14 protein-coding genes, 1 tRNA gene and 1 pseudogene are annotated in these 13,787 nt (G+C 69.5%); 11 read left to right on the top strand and 5 right to left on the bottom strand.

Translation table 11 applies throughout. From position 1 onward, the window contains the following. Nucleotides 1-93: 93 nt before the first annotated feature. Nucleotides 94-468, top strand: coding sequence for a hypothetical protein (locus BLQ77_RS02790; RefSeq protein WP_242661613.1), 375 nt, complete (start codon nt 94-96; stop codon nt 466-468). Nucleotides 469-482: 14 nt separating this feature from the next. Here BLQ77_RS02790 and BLQ77_RS02785 read toward each other — a convergent pair whose 3' ends face one another. After that, a complete protein-coding gene (locus BLQ77_RS02785; RefSeq protein ID WP_008885341.1) occupies nt 483-1,172 on the bottom strand; it encodes an NUDIX hydrolase in 690 nt (229 codons plus the stop codon). A gap of 35 nt (nt 1,173-1,207) precedes the next feature. Then, nucleotides 1,208-1,669: a DUF983 domain-containing protein gene (locus BLQ77_RS02780; protein ID WP_040383929.1), complete on the bottom strand. Its 462-nt coding sequence runs from the start codon at nt 1,667-1,669 to the stop codon at nt 1,208-1,210. A gap of 321 nt (nt 1,670-1,990) precedes the next feature. On the opposite strand from BLQ77_RS02780, the gene BLQ77_RS02775 reads away from it, so the two are divergent. The 4 genes from BLQ77_RS02775 (at nt 1,991) to BLQ77_RS02760 (ending at nt 4,359) form a co-directional block, all read left to right on the top strand. Next, nucleotides 1,991-2,782, top strand: coding sequence for an EF-hand domain-containing protein (locus tag BLQ77_RS02775; protein WP_242661612.1), 792 nt, complete (start codon nt 1,991-1,993; stop codon nt 2,780-2,782). An 88-nt stretch (nt 2,783-2,870) separates the two neighbouring features. Next, a complete protein-coding gene (locus BLQ77_RS02770; RefSeq protein ID WP_207545806.1) occupies nt 2,871-3,455 on the top strand; it encodes an RNA polymerase sigma factor in 585 nt (194 codons plus the stop codon). Beyond that, complete coding sequence (locus BLQ77_RS02765) at nt 3,448-3,843, top strand: hypothetical protein (protein ID WP_242661611.1); 396 nt, start codon at nt 3,448-3,450, stop codon at nt 3,841-3,843. Before BLQ77_RS02770 ends, BLQ77_RS02765 begins: the two co-directional genes overlap by 8 nt. Nucleotides 3,844-3,846: 3 nt before the next feature. Next, nucleotides 3,847-4,359: a periplasmic heavy metal sensor gene (locus BLQ77_RS02760; RefSeq protein ID WP_089955106.1), complete on the top strand. Its 513-nt coding sequence runs from the start codon at nt 3,847-3,849 to the stop codon at nt 4,357-4,359. Between the two features lie 363 nt (nt 4,360-4,722). Here the strand turns inward: BLQ77_RS02760 and BLQ77_RS02755 are convergent, their stop codons facing one another. Next, nucleotides 4,723-6,159, bottom strand: a complete 1,437-nt coding sequence (locus BLQ77_RS02755; protein ID WP_089955103.1) for a diguanylate cyclase — start codon at nt 6,157-6,159, stop codon at nt 4,723-4,725. Nucleotides 6,160-6,261: 102 nt separating this feature from the next. On the opposite strand from BLQ77_RS02755, the gene BLQ77_RS02750 reads away from it, so the two are divergent. The 6 genes and pseudogenes from BLQ77_RS02750 to BLQ77_RS28100 form a co-directional block, all read left to right on the top strand. Beyond that, nucleotides 6,262-6,546, top strand: a complete 285-nt coding sequence (locus BLQ77_RS02750; protein WP_008883653.1) for a DUF3572 domain-containing protein — start codon at nt 6,262-6,264, stop codon at nt 6,544-6,546. Beyond that, a complete protein-coding gene (locus tag BLQ77_RS02745) occupies nt 6,543-7,241 on the top strand; it encodes an HAD family hydrolase (protein ID WP_089955101.1) in 699 nt (232 codons plus the stop codon). Before BLQ77_RS02750 ends, BLQ77_RS02745 begins: the two co-directional genes overlap by 4 nt. Before the next feature lie 88 nt (nt 7,242-7,329). Beyond that, nucleotides 7,330-7,947, top strand: coding sequence for a heme NO-binding domain-containing protein (locus tag BLQ77_RS02740; RefSeq protein WP_089955098.1), 618 nt, complete (start codon nt 7,330-7,332; stop codon nt 7,945-7,947). After that, the gene (locus BLQ77_RS02735) at nt 7,944-8,933 is read left to right on the top strand and encodes a GGDEF domain-containing protein (RefSeq protein WP_089955095.1); all 990 of its coding nucleotides are present in this window, start codon (nt 7,944-7,946) and stop codon (nt 8,931-8,933) included. The genes BLQ77_RS02740 and BLQ77_RS02735 overlap by 4 nt, the downstream gene beginning before the upstream one ends. An 81-nt stretch (nt 8,934-9,014) precedes the next feature. Next, nucleotides 9,015-9,089 (top strand) — tRNA-Gln (locus BLQ77_RS02730). A gap of 291 nt (nt 9,090-9,380) precedes the next feature. After that, nucleotides 9,381-9,503: pseudogene (locus tag BLQ77_RS28100) on the top strand (IS5/IS1182 family transposase); the annotation flags it as partial. Between the two features lie 370 nt (nt 9,504-9,873). On the opposite strand, the gene BLQ77_RS02720 reads toward BLQ77_RS28100, so the two are convergent. Together BLQ77_RS02720 and BLQ77_RS02715 are read right to left on the bottom strand one after the other, a co-directional pair. Next, complete coding sequence (locus BLQ77_RS02720) at nt 9,874-10,887, bottom strand: trypsin-like serine peptidase (protein ID WP_089955091.1); 1,014 nt, start codon at nt 10,885-10,887, stop codon at nt 9,874-9,876. After that, nucleotides 10,887-13,727 (bottom strand): phospholipase D-like domain-containing protein, encoded by a 2,841-nt coding sequence (locus BLQ77_RS02715; protein ID WP_165617013.1) that lies wholly within the window; start codon nt 13,725-13,727, stop codon nt 10,887-10,889. Before BLQ77_RS02715 ends, BLQ77_RS02720 begins: the two co-directional genes overlap by 1 nt. Nucleotides 13,728-13,787: the final 60 nt, after the last annotated feature.

The following is a 13,787-nucleotide window of genomic DNA, read 5'->3' as shown; positions in this document are numbered from 1 at the left end:
GCGCTTCTGCCGCGATCCGACGCGGATCGCCTGTTGGCGATGCGGCAGGGCTTGCGCGGCGGGGCGGCTTGCGCCGATCTGGGGACCATGTCGATGATCGCAACACATGACCTCTCCGGCGCGCTGCAGCGGCTCGAAAAGCTCTTCGAGGACAAGCTCGCGCTCAGCCGCGGCGGGTTCGAGAGCCGTGCCGCCCGGGCCAGGCGCGTGCTGCCCCGCAGACTGCAGGGCGACCTCACCCGCGTGCTTGCCGCGCGGCGGGTCGAGGGCAACCCCAAGCTGTCGCGGATCACGGGAGACGCGGCGCTCGGCGCCTCGCTCGGACGGCTCGAGGCCTATCTCGGCAGCTACGACCGGGCGGACCGGCGCAAGGGCAGGGTGCTGTCGGTGCTGGCGGCGGTGATCCTCAACGCGGTCGCCATCTTTGCGCTGGTGATGGCAGTGCTGCTCTGGCGGGGCTTCGTCTAGGCGCCCGCACCGTTTCAGGGCATCGGCCGTCCGTGCAGTTGCAGGAACAGGCTCGCCTCGTCATCATTGCGGAAGAACGGCACCGAGGCGGGCGGCGACGCGTCCCGCGCCCGTGCGGCGACCTCGGCCAGCACCACCTCGGTGATGAAGGGCATGTCGAAATGCCTGACCTTCTCGAGCGGGATCCACTGCAGGTGGCTGAGCTCGTCGCAGGCGGCCGAGAAATCGTCCGGGTCCGAGGCCAGCGCCGCCGCATCCGCAAGGAAGAAGCGCGCGTCGAAGCGGCGGGGGCGGCCCGGCGGGGTGATGGCGCGGAACACGAACTGCAGGCCCGAGGCGTCGGGCAGCAGCCCGTTGTCCGCGAAGCCCTGCCAGTCGGCCGGCGGGTCGCGCCAGTCGCCCGGCGTGCCGAGCCGCAGCCCGGTCTCTTCCCAGAGTTCCCGAATCGCGGCTGCCGCCAGCGGGTGCGCGAGGCCGGCGGGCGAATCCTCGTCGATGCGCAGGCGGCAGAGCTCGGGCAGGGGACGGGCCAGCGGCACCGCGGCATCCGCCGCGTCGACGGCGCCGCCGGGGAAGACGAACTTGTTGGGCATAAAGGCCGCCTTGGCGCCGCGCTGTCCCATGAGGATGCGCGGGTTCGTGTCGCGGTCGCGCATCACGATCACCGTCGCCGCATCGCGGATCGCCGTCTTGTCGATGGTCATTCTTCCTCCTGCCCCGGCCCCGGCGGGCGCTTCGATCAGCCGGATTGCGAGAACCCGTGCATCCGTCGCGCCCACTGGAAGCCGACGATCGCGCCCTTGAGCCTTGGCAGAAGATAGAGGGACAGACCGATGCAGCCAATGGAGAATATGGTAATCAGGATAAGCGGTTCCGGACGCCACGTCACGAAGGAGATGTGCAGTGCCGGGGCCATGATGTGACCCACGATCAGGATCGTGAGATAGGCGGGGCCGTCGTCGGCGCGGTTGTGGAACAGCTCCTCGCGGCAGACCGGGCAATGGTCGCGCACCTTGAGGTAGCTGCGCATCAACGGGCCCTTGCCGCAATTCGGGCAGCGACGGCGGAACCCCTTCCAGATCGCGGGCCAGGTCTCGCGCTCGGGAAGGCGTTCTGCGGTGGTCGCCGGAGCTGCGTCGAGCGGCGCGTCCGCCGGGTCGGCAGAGCGGGGCATGTCGTGTGGCTGGTCGGTCTGCGTCATCGGTATGGTCTTTTGCGTCACGTGTGCATGTAGGTCGGTCATCGGCGCAACCTGCGCCATGGCGCCCCTGCCGCGGAAGTGCGCAACATGTCCTTGCGGCGCCATGTCGCAAACAGGGATACCACGTGCATCTTTGCAATGCGACCGGCGCGGCGCGGGTTTTCCCCTTGCAGTCTCCCCGACGCCGCGACGTGAGGGCGTTCTCGAGAGTTTTTTCGCGCAGTGCCGACGGAAGTTCCGGACCGGGGCGTGAAAGCTACAGATCGGCGGCCACAGCGGGCGCCGACAGCAACGAAACAGGAGATCGCAGGAATGACACGCATGTCCAAACTACTCATGGGTGCGGCCATTGCCGTGATGGGGACCGCAAGCCTCGCCATGGCCTTCCCGGGCGACAAGGGTCCGTCCGGCCAGTCCGGCCAGCGTGAGGGCCGTGGTCCGATGTTCGTCGAGATGTTCGACGAGCTCGACGCCAACGGCGACGGCAACGTGACGCGCGAGGAACTCGACGCGGCAGGGCCCGCTGCGGCCTTTGCCGAGGCCGACGCCAATGGCGATGGCGTGCTCGAGGCCGACGAACTGACCGCCTTCCGCGACATTCAGGAGCGGATGCGCGAAGAGCGTCGCCAGCAGCGCATGGTCAAGCGCCTCGACACTGACGGCGACGGCAAGCTGAGCCTCGAGGAAATCAAGGCCGGCCAGCGCGGCGGTGCAGAGCGCATGTTCGACCGGCTCGACGCCGATGGCGACGGCTCGGTCAACCGCGACACCGTGGCCCTGCTGCAGAAGCAGATGCAGGAGCGTCACCAGATGATGCAGAACGGCCGCGGCGGCCCGGACGGGAAGGGGCGCCAGCAGGGCTTTGAGAAGCACCATGGCCAGAAGGGCGAATTCGGCCGTCATGACGGCCGGCAGGGTCCGATGCACTGGGGCCAGCAGGACGGTCCGCGCGGCCACGAGCGCTTTGGCCAGAACGATGGCCCGCGCGGCATGAACGGCAACGGTATGCAGGGCAATGGAATGAACGGCAAGGGTGGCCCGCAGCAGGGTGGCCAGGGCCGGATGATGCAGCAGCCGGCACCGCAGGCGAACCAGCCCGAGGTGCAGCAGTAAGCCGTTCATGGCGCCGGGCGGCGTCTTGCCGCCGCCCGGCGCCATTGCGCAACCCCCGGCCAGGGGCTAGCGCAAGAGGATGGACCGGATGCCCTATGACGCGATGAGCGATTGCAGCGACGAGACCTTGCTCGCGGCCTATGCGGCGGGCGACCCGGCGGCGGCGCGCGCGCTGACCATGCGCCTGGGCCCGAGGGCTTTTGGTCATGCCATGCGCATGCTCAACGACCGCGCCGAGGCCGAGGACATTGTCCAGGAGGCGCTGCTGCGGCTCTGGCGGGCGGCGCCGGGCTGGCGCGAGGGCGAGGCGAAGGTGTCGACCTGGGTCTACCGGGTCGTCTCCAACCTTTGCATCGACCGGATCCGGCGCCGGCGCGGCGGTCATGTCGACATCGACGCGGTGGCCGAACCGCCGGACCCGTCGCCCTCGGCCGAGCAGGGGCTGCAGGACACGGCGCGGGGACAGGCATTGCAGGCGGCGCTCGACACGCTGCCCGACCGGCAGAAACAGGCAGTGGTATTGCGGCATCTCGAGGGGCTTTCGAACCCCGAGATCGCCGGCATCATGGACATAGGCGTGCGCGCGGTCGAAAGTCTCAGCGCGCGGGGCCGCAAGGCGCTGCAAGGGCTGTTGGCTCCGCGACGCGCAGAACTGGGATATGACGATGACTGACAAGCGCAAGGCTGAGGAAGGGGCCATGGCCCCGTGGTTCGAAGCGGCCCGTGCCGATGCGCCGGCGCCGTCGGGGGACTGGCTCGCACGGATGGAACGCTTGGCGCTGGACGAGATGCCGTCACCGCGGCCCGATCCCGCGGCAGAGGCTGCACCCGCCGCGCGGCGCGGTCTTGGCGCGCGGCTCGGGACGTCGCTGCGCGACGTGCTGGGCGCGGTCGGGGGCTGGCCGGCGATGGCCGGGCTGGTGGCCGCCTGCGCCACCGGCGTGTGGTTCGGGGCGGTGCCGCCCTCCGGGGTGTCGGACTGGCTCTCGGTGTCGGCGGCGGATTCGGTGATGACGCTGGAGCCCACGAGCGGCTTCGACGATGTGATGTTGGGACTGTAAGAGATGGCCGACGCAGAAAGCAGACCGAAGATGCGGCGCGGGTTGCGGGTGCTTCTTTTCGCCTCGCTGGCGCTGAACCTCGCGGTGGTCGGGGTGGGCGCGGGCTTCGTGCTGCGCCATCCGGTGCACGACCGGGAACCCCCGCCGCGCGGGCGCGATTTCGTGTTCCCCTACACCAGCGCCTTCAGCGAGGAGCAGCGGCGCGAGCTGGGCCGCAACCTCCGCCAGTCCTTCAAGCACGATCGGGCTCAGGGCGGCGAGCCGCCGAGCTTCGTCGACGGCTACAATGCGGCGCTCGATCTGCTGCGGGCCGAGCCCTTCGACAGCGCGGCCTTCGGGGCCACGCTCGAGGCACAGAGCGCGCGCGGCGAGGCCCGGCAGAAGGCGGGGCAGAGGTTGCTGGTCGACTACGTGGCCACGCTGGACCCCGAAGAGCGCCGCGCCTACGCGGACCGGCTCGAGGTGGAGATCGCGAAGATCGCCGAACATGCAAAGCGGTTCCGGCCGAAGGACTGAAGGCTGGCGTTCCCTGTCGGGGCGCTCGCGGATGCGCGGGACCGGCTGGGGCATGTGACGGCTCAGGCGACCCCGTGCGGGACGGACGTTCCAGCGGGCTGTTCCATGGCGGGACGGGGGCGGCGTGCTGATCCCGGCGCAGGTGGGGGTTCCCGGAGCGGTTCCCCGCGCCGGAGGGGGAGGGATGCGATGCCGGCGCGGAACGCCGGTCACGCCACCGAACCGACGTCCCGGGCGGGAAGTCTGTCATGTCGTGCCGGGGACGATCCAATGGCGCGGCCTCTGCCTGTCGGGCGCCTGCCTCTGTCTTTGACGCCAAGACGCCCGCCCTCATGCGGTCACGCGCCGGCCAACTCGCGGCTCTCAGGGGCCGGCGGCCGCCGCGCGTGGTGGAGGGCCGACCGGGTCCGCCGCCAGTAAGGCGCAGTCGCCGCCCGCCAGCGCGACCTGGTTGCGGCCGCTGTTCTTGGCGACGTAGAGCGCCCGGTCGGCGCGGTCCAGCAGGATCTCGGGCGGCTCGGCGCGGGTGCGCCGGGGAAGCGCCACGCCGATGCTCGCGGTGACCTGGCGGCCGCCCTCGGGAAGCCCGGGGACGGTGAAGGGGGTCTTCGAGATCACGCTGCGGAGCCGTTCCGCTGCGAGCAGCGCGGTGTTTTCCGAGGTGTCCGGCATCACCACGAGGAATTCCTCGCCGCCGATACGTGCCACGAGGTCCGAGGGCCTGAGGTTCGCGGACATCCGCCGCGCCGCCTCGACCAGAACCGCATCGCCGACAGCGTGGCCATGGGCGTCGTTGATCGTCTTGAAATGGTCGAGGTCGAGCAGCAGCAGCGCGTAGCTGCGCGCCTTCTCGATGGCGCGATCCGCCACCCGCGTCAGGTGCGGCAGCACGTAGCGGCGGTTGTAGAGCCCGGTGAGCGGGTCGGTCACCGCCGCCCGCAGCCCGTCGCGCATGTTCGAGCGCAGCCGGTCGGCGGTGCGCTTGCGGGCGATCTGCTTCGGCAGCCGCAGGATCAGCTCCTCGGCGTCGAAGCCGTCGGCCAGCAGGTCGTTGGCCCCGAGATCGAGCGCGCTCGCCGCCTCATGCCGGCACTCGGCGCGGGTCACGTAGACGATCGCGGACTGCCGGTAGGGCGGGCTCGCGCGCAGCTGGGTGAGCAGCGACAGGCCGGCGCCGGCCACGCTGCCGGTGTCGACGATGACGAAGACCTCGGGGGCGCCGCCCGCGAGCCGCAGCGCCTCGTCCGGGCTGCAGATCTCGAAGCGGTCGGGCAGGCGGGCGCGCAGCGTGCTCACCACAGCCTTCACCGAGACATCAGCCTGCACCGGCACCACCGCCACCCGCGCCGGGCAGTGCAGTTCCGCCGGGGGCTCGGCCAGCCCGAGCGCGCGGCGGGTGTCGTCGCGCAGGCGCAGCTCGTCCTCGGCGTGGCGGGCGCGGAGCAGGCTGCGCAGGCGCGCCAGGAGCACCAGCTCGTCCACCGGGCGCGACAGAATGTCGTCCGCCCCCGCCGCCAGCGCCCGCATCCGCTGAAGGCGGTCGGGCGCGGGATGGATCAGGATCACCGGCGTGTCGGGCGCCACCTGCAGCGCGCGGATCTGCTGGCAGAGCACCTCTCCGGTCATGTCGGGCAGGTCGGCGGCGGCGATGATCAGGTCCGGGCGCTGCAGCCGCACCGAGAGCAGCGCGTCGGCGCCGGAGCCCGCCTGCAGCACCTCGTAATAGGCCGAGGACAGGCGGACCCGCAGCACGATGCGATTGGTCGGGACCCCGTCCACGATGAGTATGCGTCCTGTCATTGCCTGGGCCCCACCGTTCGTTTACGCAGGCTTCACGGCCCGCGTCCTGACGGGCAGTCTTCCTTGATAACGGTTAACAAACTCTTTCGGATTTGAGGTGACATGGTGCTGTCGCGGGATACCGCCGAACTGATCGGACTGCAGGCCGTGGCCTGGCTGGCCTCGAACGACGAGCTGCGGCCTGTCTTCCTGGGCGCCACCGGTGCCTCCGAAAGCGATTTTCGCGCCGGGCTCGAGGATCCCGAGTTCCAGGGCGCGGTGCTCGACTTCATCCTCATGGACGACGCCTGGGTGGCCGGGTTCTGCGAGGGGCTCGGGCTCGACCTAGACACGCCGCGCATGGCGCGGGCGATGCTGCCGGGCGGCGGCGAGGTCAACTGGACATGAGCCTGCGCGCCGACGCGGTGCTGTTCGACAAGGACGGCACGCTCTTCGAATTCGGCGCCACCTGGGATGCCTGGGGCCGTGCCGCGCTCGAGCATTTCTCCGAGGGGGATACCGAGGCGCTGCGGGCGCTGGCCGAGGTCTCGCGCTTCGACCTCGTGCGGGGCAGCTTCCGCGCCGACAGCCCGGTGATCGCCGGCACCAACCGCGAGGCGGCCGAGTGCCTCGCCTCGGCGATTCCCGGGCTCGATGCGGATGTGGTCGAGGCGCACATGGCGCTCACCGCGGCCGAGGCGCCGCTGGTCGAGGCGGTGCCGCTCGGCCCGCTGATGGCGCGGCTCGACGGGCTGGGCCTGCCGCTCGGCGTGATGACCAACGACGCGGAGCGCTCGGCCCGGGCGCACCTGCGCAGCGCCGGCATCGAATCCGCCTTCCGCTTCATCGCGGGCTTCGACAGCGGCCACGGCGCCAAGCCGGACCCGCGCCCGCTGCTGGCCTTCGCCGAGGCGGTGGGGCTTGCGCCCGCGCGCATTGTCATGGTGGGCGACAGCCCGCACGACCTCTCTGCCGGGCGCGCCGCGGGAATGCAGACCGTGGGTGTCACCACCGGCCCGATACCCGCCGAGGCGCTGGCGCCGCTCGCCGACGCGGTGTTGCCAGACATCGGGCACCTGCCGGGCTGGCTTGGCGCCGCCTGAGGGCATTTCGCTAAAATCTTCGCTCTTACGGCATTCTTAAGCCCTGCCTGCCAGTCTGCCCGAAGCAACAGGCAAGCGGGACAAGCCGATGCACGGGCTGATCGCCAGGACACTCCAGTGTTTCCTGCAGGACACCTACGGATATGCCGCATGGCAGGACATCGCCCGCCGCGCCCGGTTCGAGGCGGCGGAATTCGAGGCGATGCTCGATTACGACATGGTGACGGTCGAGCAGGTGCTCGACGGCGCGGTGGTGCATCTCGGCAAGCCGCGCGAGGTGATCCTCGAGGATATCGGCACCTATCTCATCACCCATTCCAACAACGAGGGGCTGCGCCGGCTGATGCGCTACGGCGGCGTCGACTTCATCGAGTTCCTGCATTCGCTCGAGGATCTGCCGGGCCGCGCCCAGCTTGCCGTGGCCGATCTCGACCTGCCGGTGCTCGAGCTGGGCGATGATTCCCCGGGCGCGTTCGTGCTTGCCTGCCAGGCGGGCCAGCGGTCGCTGCCGGGCTTCGGATACGTGCTGGTGGGGGTGCTGCGGGCAATGGCGGACGACTATGGCGCCCTGGTGATCCTCGATCACCGGGGCATCCTGGAAGAGGCCGAGATCATCGGCATCACCGTGGTCGAGACCGATTTCGCCGAGGGGCGGGATTTCGACCTCGCTGCGGCCCCGGCCCTCCGGCGCGAGGCGGCTTCGTGATCCTTCCCTCCGATACTCTCGACGCGCTCTGCCCGATGCACATGCACATCGGCGCCGACGGCGGCGTTCGGCGCATGGGCCCGACGCTGCGCAAGCTGATGGAGGGCGCCGCGGGCGAGGGCGCCCAGTTCGCCGAGATGATGGACGTGTTCCGCCCGCGCCGGGTCGGCACCGTCCCCGACCTGCTTGCGCTTTCGGGGCGGCGGCTGCAGCTGCGGCTCTGCCGGGGCTCGCAGATGGTGCTCAAGGGGCTCGCCATGCCTGACGGGCAGGGCGGGGTGATCGTGAACATGTCCTTCGGAATCGCGGTGGTCGACGCGGTGCGTGAGCATGCGCTCACCAGCACCGATTTCGCCGTCACCGACCTCGCCATCGACATGCTCTACCTGGTCGAGGCCAAGTCCGCCGCCTTCGAGGCCTCGCGCACGCTCAATCGCCGTCTGCAGGGGGCGATGCTGGCCGCCGAGCAGCGCGCCTACACCGACACGCTCACCGGCCTGAGGAATCGCCGTGCGCTCGACCACGTGCTGCAGCGCCTCCTGCTCGAGGGCGGGAACTTCGCGCTGCTGCACATCGACCTCGACTACTTCAAGCAGGTGAATGACACCCATGGCCACGCGGCGGGAGACCGGGTGCTGCAGGCGGTGGCGCGGGTCATGCTCGAACTGACCCGCAAGGACGACACGGTGGCGCGCATCGGCGGTGACGAGTTCGTGATCCTGCTTGTCGGCCTGACCGACCGGGTTCGACTCTCTGCACTGGCCGAGCAACTGATTCACCGGATCGAGCGCCCGATTCCCGTCGAGGACGTCGAATGCCGCGTCTCGGCAAGCATCGGGATCGCCTTCGGAGCGCCGAAAACGGGCGCTCGTCCCGGCGCGGAAGAGCTCATGGAACGCGCGGATTCAGCGCTTTACAGGGCGAAAAGGCAGGGCCGCGCACAACATGCCTTCGACGAACCGACCCCCGTCGAAGACCTCCGTTAGCCCTTCCGAAAATATGTCAGATTTTTTGCATTTTCGGGTCTTGCTCCCCGCGAACGGGTAGCGTAAACCCCGCGCCACGGTTGGGGTGTAGCCAAGTGGTAAGGCAACGGTTTTTGGTACCGCGTACCGTAGGTTCGAATCCTACCACCCCAGCCAGTTCTTCCTGATTGTGATGTTCGCCGAAGATCGGAACCTGTCCGGTTCTACTTGGCATCTTGCCCGGGCAAGACTGGCATCTGCTGACATTCCGAACGTCTCGCTGTCCAGAATCCTTCCGAACTAACAGGCATTTGTGCCGGTGTGATCTCGGCCCTAAACTGAGCGGTGACGAACACGGAGGGCACAGGTATGGCCAACTGATATTCGGCCGACCTGCACTTCGGCCACCACCGCATCATCGACTTCTGCAAGCGCCCCTTCGCCGCAACGGCAGAGATGAACGCGACCCTGACAGACAGCACCGGCATCAAGTTCCTCGGCGACGGCGAATGGCAGGCCCGAAAGCATGGCCCGCAGGGCCGGCGGCAGTGGCGCAAGGTCCATCTGGCCATGGATCCGGCCACTTCGGACAGCGGCCTCACACCCTACGAATACATCTGCAAGATCTGGCCTTCAGAGCCTGACGGATTCATCGTCGATCCGATCCACCTGATGCCGGGACTGAACACCCAGCGAGCCCCGGCGCTTCAGCGCTGCACTATAGGCCGGCCAGTTCCTGGTCTTGTACCTCGGGGGGGAGGTCTGCTCATGCAGCCCAGCTACCATGCTGGATTCACGAGATGAATCTCTCGCAGGATTTGGGCAAGAGAGCCGGCATGATTGTCCATGACAATCCAGAGGCTTCCGGCGATGTCTTCGCAATCTCCCTGAGCTTGGCTGTCGACGTGGCGCCATATCCGGGCGCGGCTCCTCTCCCGCCGGCACCGCGGACAAAATCCCGTCACCCCGCCCGCCAGGCGCGGATGGTGTCGAAGATCTCGCCCTTGATCAGCAACCCGCGATTCACGAAGTCGCCGGTGGTGTGAATCGCGATGACGAAGCGTTGCGCGCGGCGCTTGTCGTAGAACCAGACCGGGCTGCCACTCTGGCCGCCCTCGGTGTCCACCATATAGTCGATGAAGGCGTCGTCGTGGTGCTGCTCGGCGGTGCGGCCGGCGTTGTACCAGAGCGTCCCGTAGGGTTTGTTCGGGCTGTGAGGGTAGCCGGCGGTGTTCACGAAAAGGAATTCGCGGTCCTTCTCGTCGATGCTGTCGAACTCCTTGAAGCCGAAATGCCCGAGGCGCTTGCCGATGCATTCGCCGCGGACCTCGCGGTCGAGCCGGATGCCGGCGTAGTCCTGCGACAGCGCCGCCTGTTCGACCTCCATCGCCTCTTCCTTGCCGAGACCGTCGCGGTGCCAGATCTCGGGGATGAGCTGCTCGGCCGGGTCCTCGGGGATGTCGACGACGAAGGCCCCGTAAGGCGCCAGCGTGGCGTCGCGCCCCGGCGCGATGCGCACCCGGCGGGCGATGCGGGGCTTTTCCTGCCAGCCGTAGGCGCCGCGGTCCACCAGCACATGCGCGGCGGTCAGCAGCAGGTTCTCGCCCGCGATGAAGCCGGTCCCGAAGCCCACCGGGCCGCGGTCATACTGGACCTCGAGATGGCAGATGCAGCGCCAGGGCAGCATCGCGGTCTCGCCGATGCGCGCGCGGTTGTCGTAGCCGATGACCTTCTCGGACATCGGCCCCGGCACCCGGTCGTCATCGGCCGACGGTCCGGCATCGGAGAAGAAACCTCCGTCCGGCCGGTCGCGCAGCACCGTGGGCCCGAAAAGCGTCTCCTGCCGGAAGCCCGCGGTGGCGGCGCGGAAGAAGTTGAAGCCCTCGACGTTCTCGGGCGAGCCGCCGCCGTTGGTCTGCTCCATGAAACTGTCGAGCTCGGTGACCCGCTTCTTCGTGCTGCGCTTTGCGACCATCAACCCTCTCCCAGAAACGCGCCGAGCGACAGCGCCACGTAGCCTTGCGGTGCCTCGGTCCGCACCCCGTCCGCGACCCGCATCACCGGCCGCAGGCGACGGCTCTCGGGTTGCGGGGCATTCTCGCCGTATTGCGACCAGTCATGCTCGAAGAGCTCGGCGAAATAGGCGTTGGCGGCGGGGTGGCGGATCACGAGGCTGGCGTCGCGGTTGGGCCCCGTGCCCGCGGCGGTGAGGTTCTGCGAGCCCAGCATCACCGTATGGCCGTCGATCACCATGCCCTTGGTGTGGTTGGTCGGGAAGTAGCGCAGGTGATCGGGGCTGGTCTCCATGCCGAACGCCTTGAGCCGCCGGATCACGTTGCGCTCGCTGCCGAAGAGGCTGCGGAACAGGATCCGCACGTCGACGCCCGCGCGTTGCCTGTCGCGGATGGCCTCGGCGAGGGCGAGGAAATGCGCGGGCGTGTCCTCGGGTGTCTTCCAGAGGTTGAAGGACTGGTTCTGGATCCAGAGCCTCTCCTGCGCCTCGCCGACCAGCGAAAGAACCACCTCGGGGTAGTTGTCGGGGGTGAGCAGCGGCTGCACCGTCATCTCCTCGTCGAGATCGAGCGGCGCGAAGGCACGGAATCTGCCGGGGGTCTTTGGCCGCTCCAGCGCCTCGGCGGGCACGAGGATGCTGTCCTCGCAGGCGGTGAGCCGGGATTCCGCGGCGCTCGCAAGGGCATTGTCGAGCTGGTCCTGCTCGAGATGGGCGCGGAAGGTGGCGGCCAGGCCGGGGTGTTCTATGACCGCGTGCCATTCGCGGTTGTAGTCGGCCACATCCTCGAAGCGCACGCCGGGGGCGTCGGCGGGGGGGATCCCGAGCGGTTGCTGGTTCGACGACTGCCAGTTGCCGCTGGAGAGCCACAGCAGCTTGTCCTTGCGCCGGTTGCCGGGCAGACGGTCGGTCCAGACCGCGACCTTGATGTGGTAAGCGGTGGGGAACAGCCCGCCGCTGCCGAGCGAGGCCTTGGCAAAGGAGAAGCGGTCGCCGAGCGCCGCGCTCAGCCGGGCCAGCGTCTCGCGCTCGGGGATGTCGTCGGCCTTGGTGCCGCCGGAGGTGTCGTCGGGGTTCACCGCCAGATCGCCGCGCTGGCGGTCGAGCGTCAGCGTCAGGCGCGAGGTCGGCCGGCTGCGCCCGGCAAAATCCAGAAGCGCGGCGATCACGTGCGGGGCGGTCACGTGGTACATGCCGATGGTGAGCTGCTCGTAGTCGCGGATCGACAGGAACTCGCGCAGCACTGGCCAGCCGGCCTCGGGGCTGACGCAGAGCCGCAGGCGGATGCGGTCGGTCACCGGCGCGAGGCTGAAGCGCGGCTCGCCGAGGTCGCGCTCATAGGCGGCGCGGCGGCCGCGGAAGGCCTCGCGCTCGACGCCAAAGCCGAACATCTCCTCGGCGATGGTGGCGGGGTCGGCGGTCTCGATCACTACTCTGACGCCGGCATGGCGCTCGGCAAGCCCGTAGTCCGCGGGCTTCAGCGGTGCGCCGGGGGCGACGGCCACCACGACGCCCAGATCGTCGGTGATGCCGTGCGCGTCGAAGAGATACTCCGCCCGCACCGCGAGCACCTTGTCGGCCTCGGCCGAGCCCCGCGCCAGGGCGGCCACCTGCGGGGCGGCGGCCTCGGCCGAGGCGCGGTCGCTGCGCGGGGGGGCTGCGGCGGCCCCGCCCAGCGTCAGCCCGCCGTCTCCGAGCCGCAGGTTCAGCGTCAGCGGCACGGTGATGTCCATGCTGCCGTCGGGGCGCGCCACCCAGCCGGGGGCGGGGGGCGAAGCGGGGCGTTCCATGCCATGCCACGGGCGGGTGCGGATGATCTCGCGCAGCTTACGGGCGGGCACGGCGAAGTTGTTGGTGAAGGCGGTGCCCGCGAAATGCAGGCCTGCCGCGGCACCCTGCGTGGCGTCCCAGATGACCGAGCCCGACGAGCCGGGCAGGGTGGAGCAGTCATGGGTGATCCAGTCCTCGGTGCCGCCGGGCGTCGGTCGCCCCAGCGCCAGCCGCTTGATGCCGAACTCGCTGCCGAAAATCGACGCCAGCCGGTCGGCATATTCCGCCCGGTCGTCCTTGCCCGGGTAGCCGATCACCGCCAGCAGCGCGTCCTCGGCCCCGGGGCCGCGCGCCAGCGGCACCGGCGGCGCGAGCCGGTCTTCGCCGGCCTCCCGGGCCACCCGCAGGAAGGCCACGTCCGGGCGCTGTCCAGGCGAGACCCAGATCACCTCGGTCACCGGGAACTCGCGCGGGGCGCTGTGCGAGATCTCCTCGCGGAAGTCGATGCGCGCGTCCTGCGGCACCGTGGGGTCGGGGATGCCGGGGCGGAAGGTGAAGCGCCCGCCCGCCGCCTGCGCGAAGATCTCGGCCACGTGGGCGTTGGTGATGACGATGTCGCTCTCGCCGTCGAAATCGACGATCCAGCCGGTGCCGCACCAGGCGAAATGCAGGTTGTTGCGCAGCTCGATGCGCCCGACCGAGGGGATGATGCCGGTGATCCCCGCGCGGTGCGCGTTCATCTCGGCGATGAGGTCCTGGTCGGCGTCGTCGGGCACGCCGAGCGACCACGCCTCGTCCACCTCGTCGCGGTTGATCCAGAGCACCGGGCGGCTCCAGCGGATGATCGCCTCGAGCTCGGCGCGGGGCGAGGCGGCGCTTTCCATCGCGCCGAAGGGTTCCGCCCCGAAGGGCTCGGCGCCCATGAGCGGCGCCTCGGGGCTGGGACCACGCCCGGGAAAGCGCTTGCCCGAGCGCGCCTCGAGCTTCCTGGCGAGGGCGCGCAGGCGGTTGAGATAGGCCTCGTCATCGGACATGACCGGACACCTCATGAAAGCAATTGGTCAGAATGACTTGACCCGACGCTAGCAGAGAAC

Source organism: Salipiger thiooxidans (genome assembly GCF_900102075.1).
GTDB classification, from domain to species: domain Bacteria; phylum Pseudomonadota; class Alphaproteobacteria; order Rhodobacterales; family Rhodobacteraceae; genus Salipiger; species Salipiger thiooxidans.
This window is presented reverse-complemented; position numbering and strand designations above follow the sequence as displayed.

Coding starts and splice junctions, on each gene's coding strand:
- BLQ77_RS02790 (WP_242661613.1), top strand. CDS start 94: ATGATCGCAACACATGACCTCTCCGGCGCGCTGCAGCGGCTCGAAAAG.
- BLQ77_RS02785 (WP_008885341.1), bottom strand. CDS start 1,172: ATGACCATCGACAAGACGGCGATCCGCGATGCGGCGACGGTGATCGTG.
- BLQ77_RS02780 (WP_040383929.1), bottom strand. CDS start 1,669: ATGACGCAGACCGACCAGCCACACGACATGCCCCGCTCTGCCGACCCG.
- BLQ77_RS02775 (WP_242661612.1), top strand. CDS start 1,991: ATGTCCAAACTACTCATGGGTGCGGCCATTGCCGTGATGGGGACCGCA.
- BLQ77_RS02770 (WP_207545806.1), top strand. CDS start 2,871: ATGCCCTATGACGCGATGAGCGATTGCAGCGACGAGACCTTGCTCGCG.
- BLQ77_RS02765 (WP_242661611.1), top strand. CDS start 3,448: ATGACTGACAAGCGCAAGGCTGAGGAAGGGGCCATGGCCCCGTGGTTC.
- BLQ77_RS02760 (WP_089955106.1), top strand. CDS start 3,847: ATGGCCGACGCAGAAAGCAGACCGAAGATGCGGCGCGGGTTGCGGGTG.
- BLQ77_RS02755 (WP_089955103.1), bottom strand. CDS start 6,159: ATGACAGGACGCATACTCATCGTGGACGGGGTCCCGACCAATCGCATC.
- BLQ77_RS02750 (WP_008883653.1), top strand. CDS start 6,262: ATGGTGCTGTCGCGGGATACCGCCGAACTGATCGGACTGCAGGCCGTG.
- BLQ77_RS02745 (WP_089955101.1), top strand. CDS start 6,543: ATGAGCCTGCGCGCCGACGCGGTGCTGTTCGACAAGGACGGCACGCTC.
- BLQ77_RS02740 (WP_089955098.1), top strand. CDS start 7,330: ATGCACGGGCTGATCGCCAGGACACTCCAGTGTTTCCTGCAGGACACC.
- BLQ77_RS02720 (WP_089955091.1), bottom strand. CDS start 10,887: ATGGTCGCAAAGCGCAGCACGAAGAAGCGGGTCACCGAGCTCGACAGT.
- BLQ77_RS02715 (WP_165617013.1), bottom strand. CDS start 13,727: ATGTCCGATGACGAGGCCTATCTCAACCGCCTGCGCGCCCTCGCCAGG.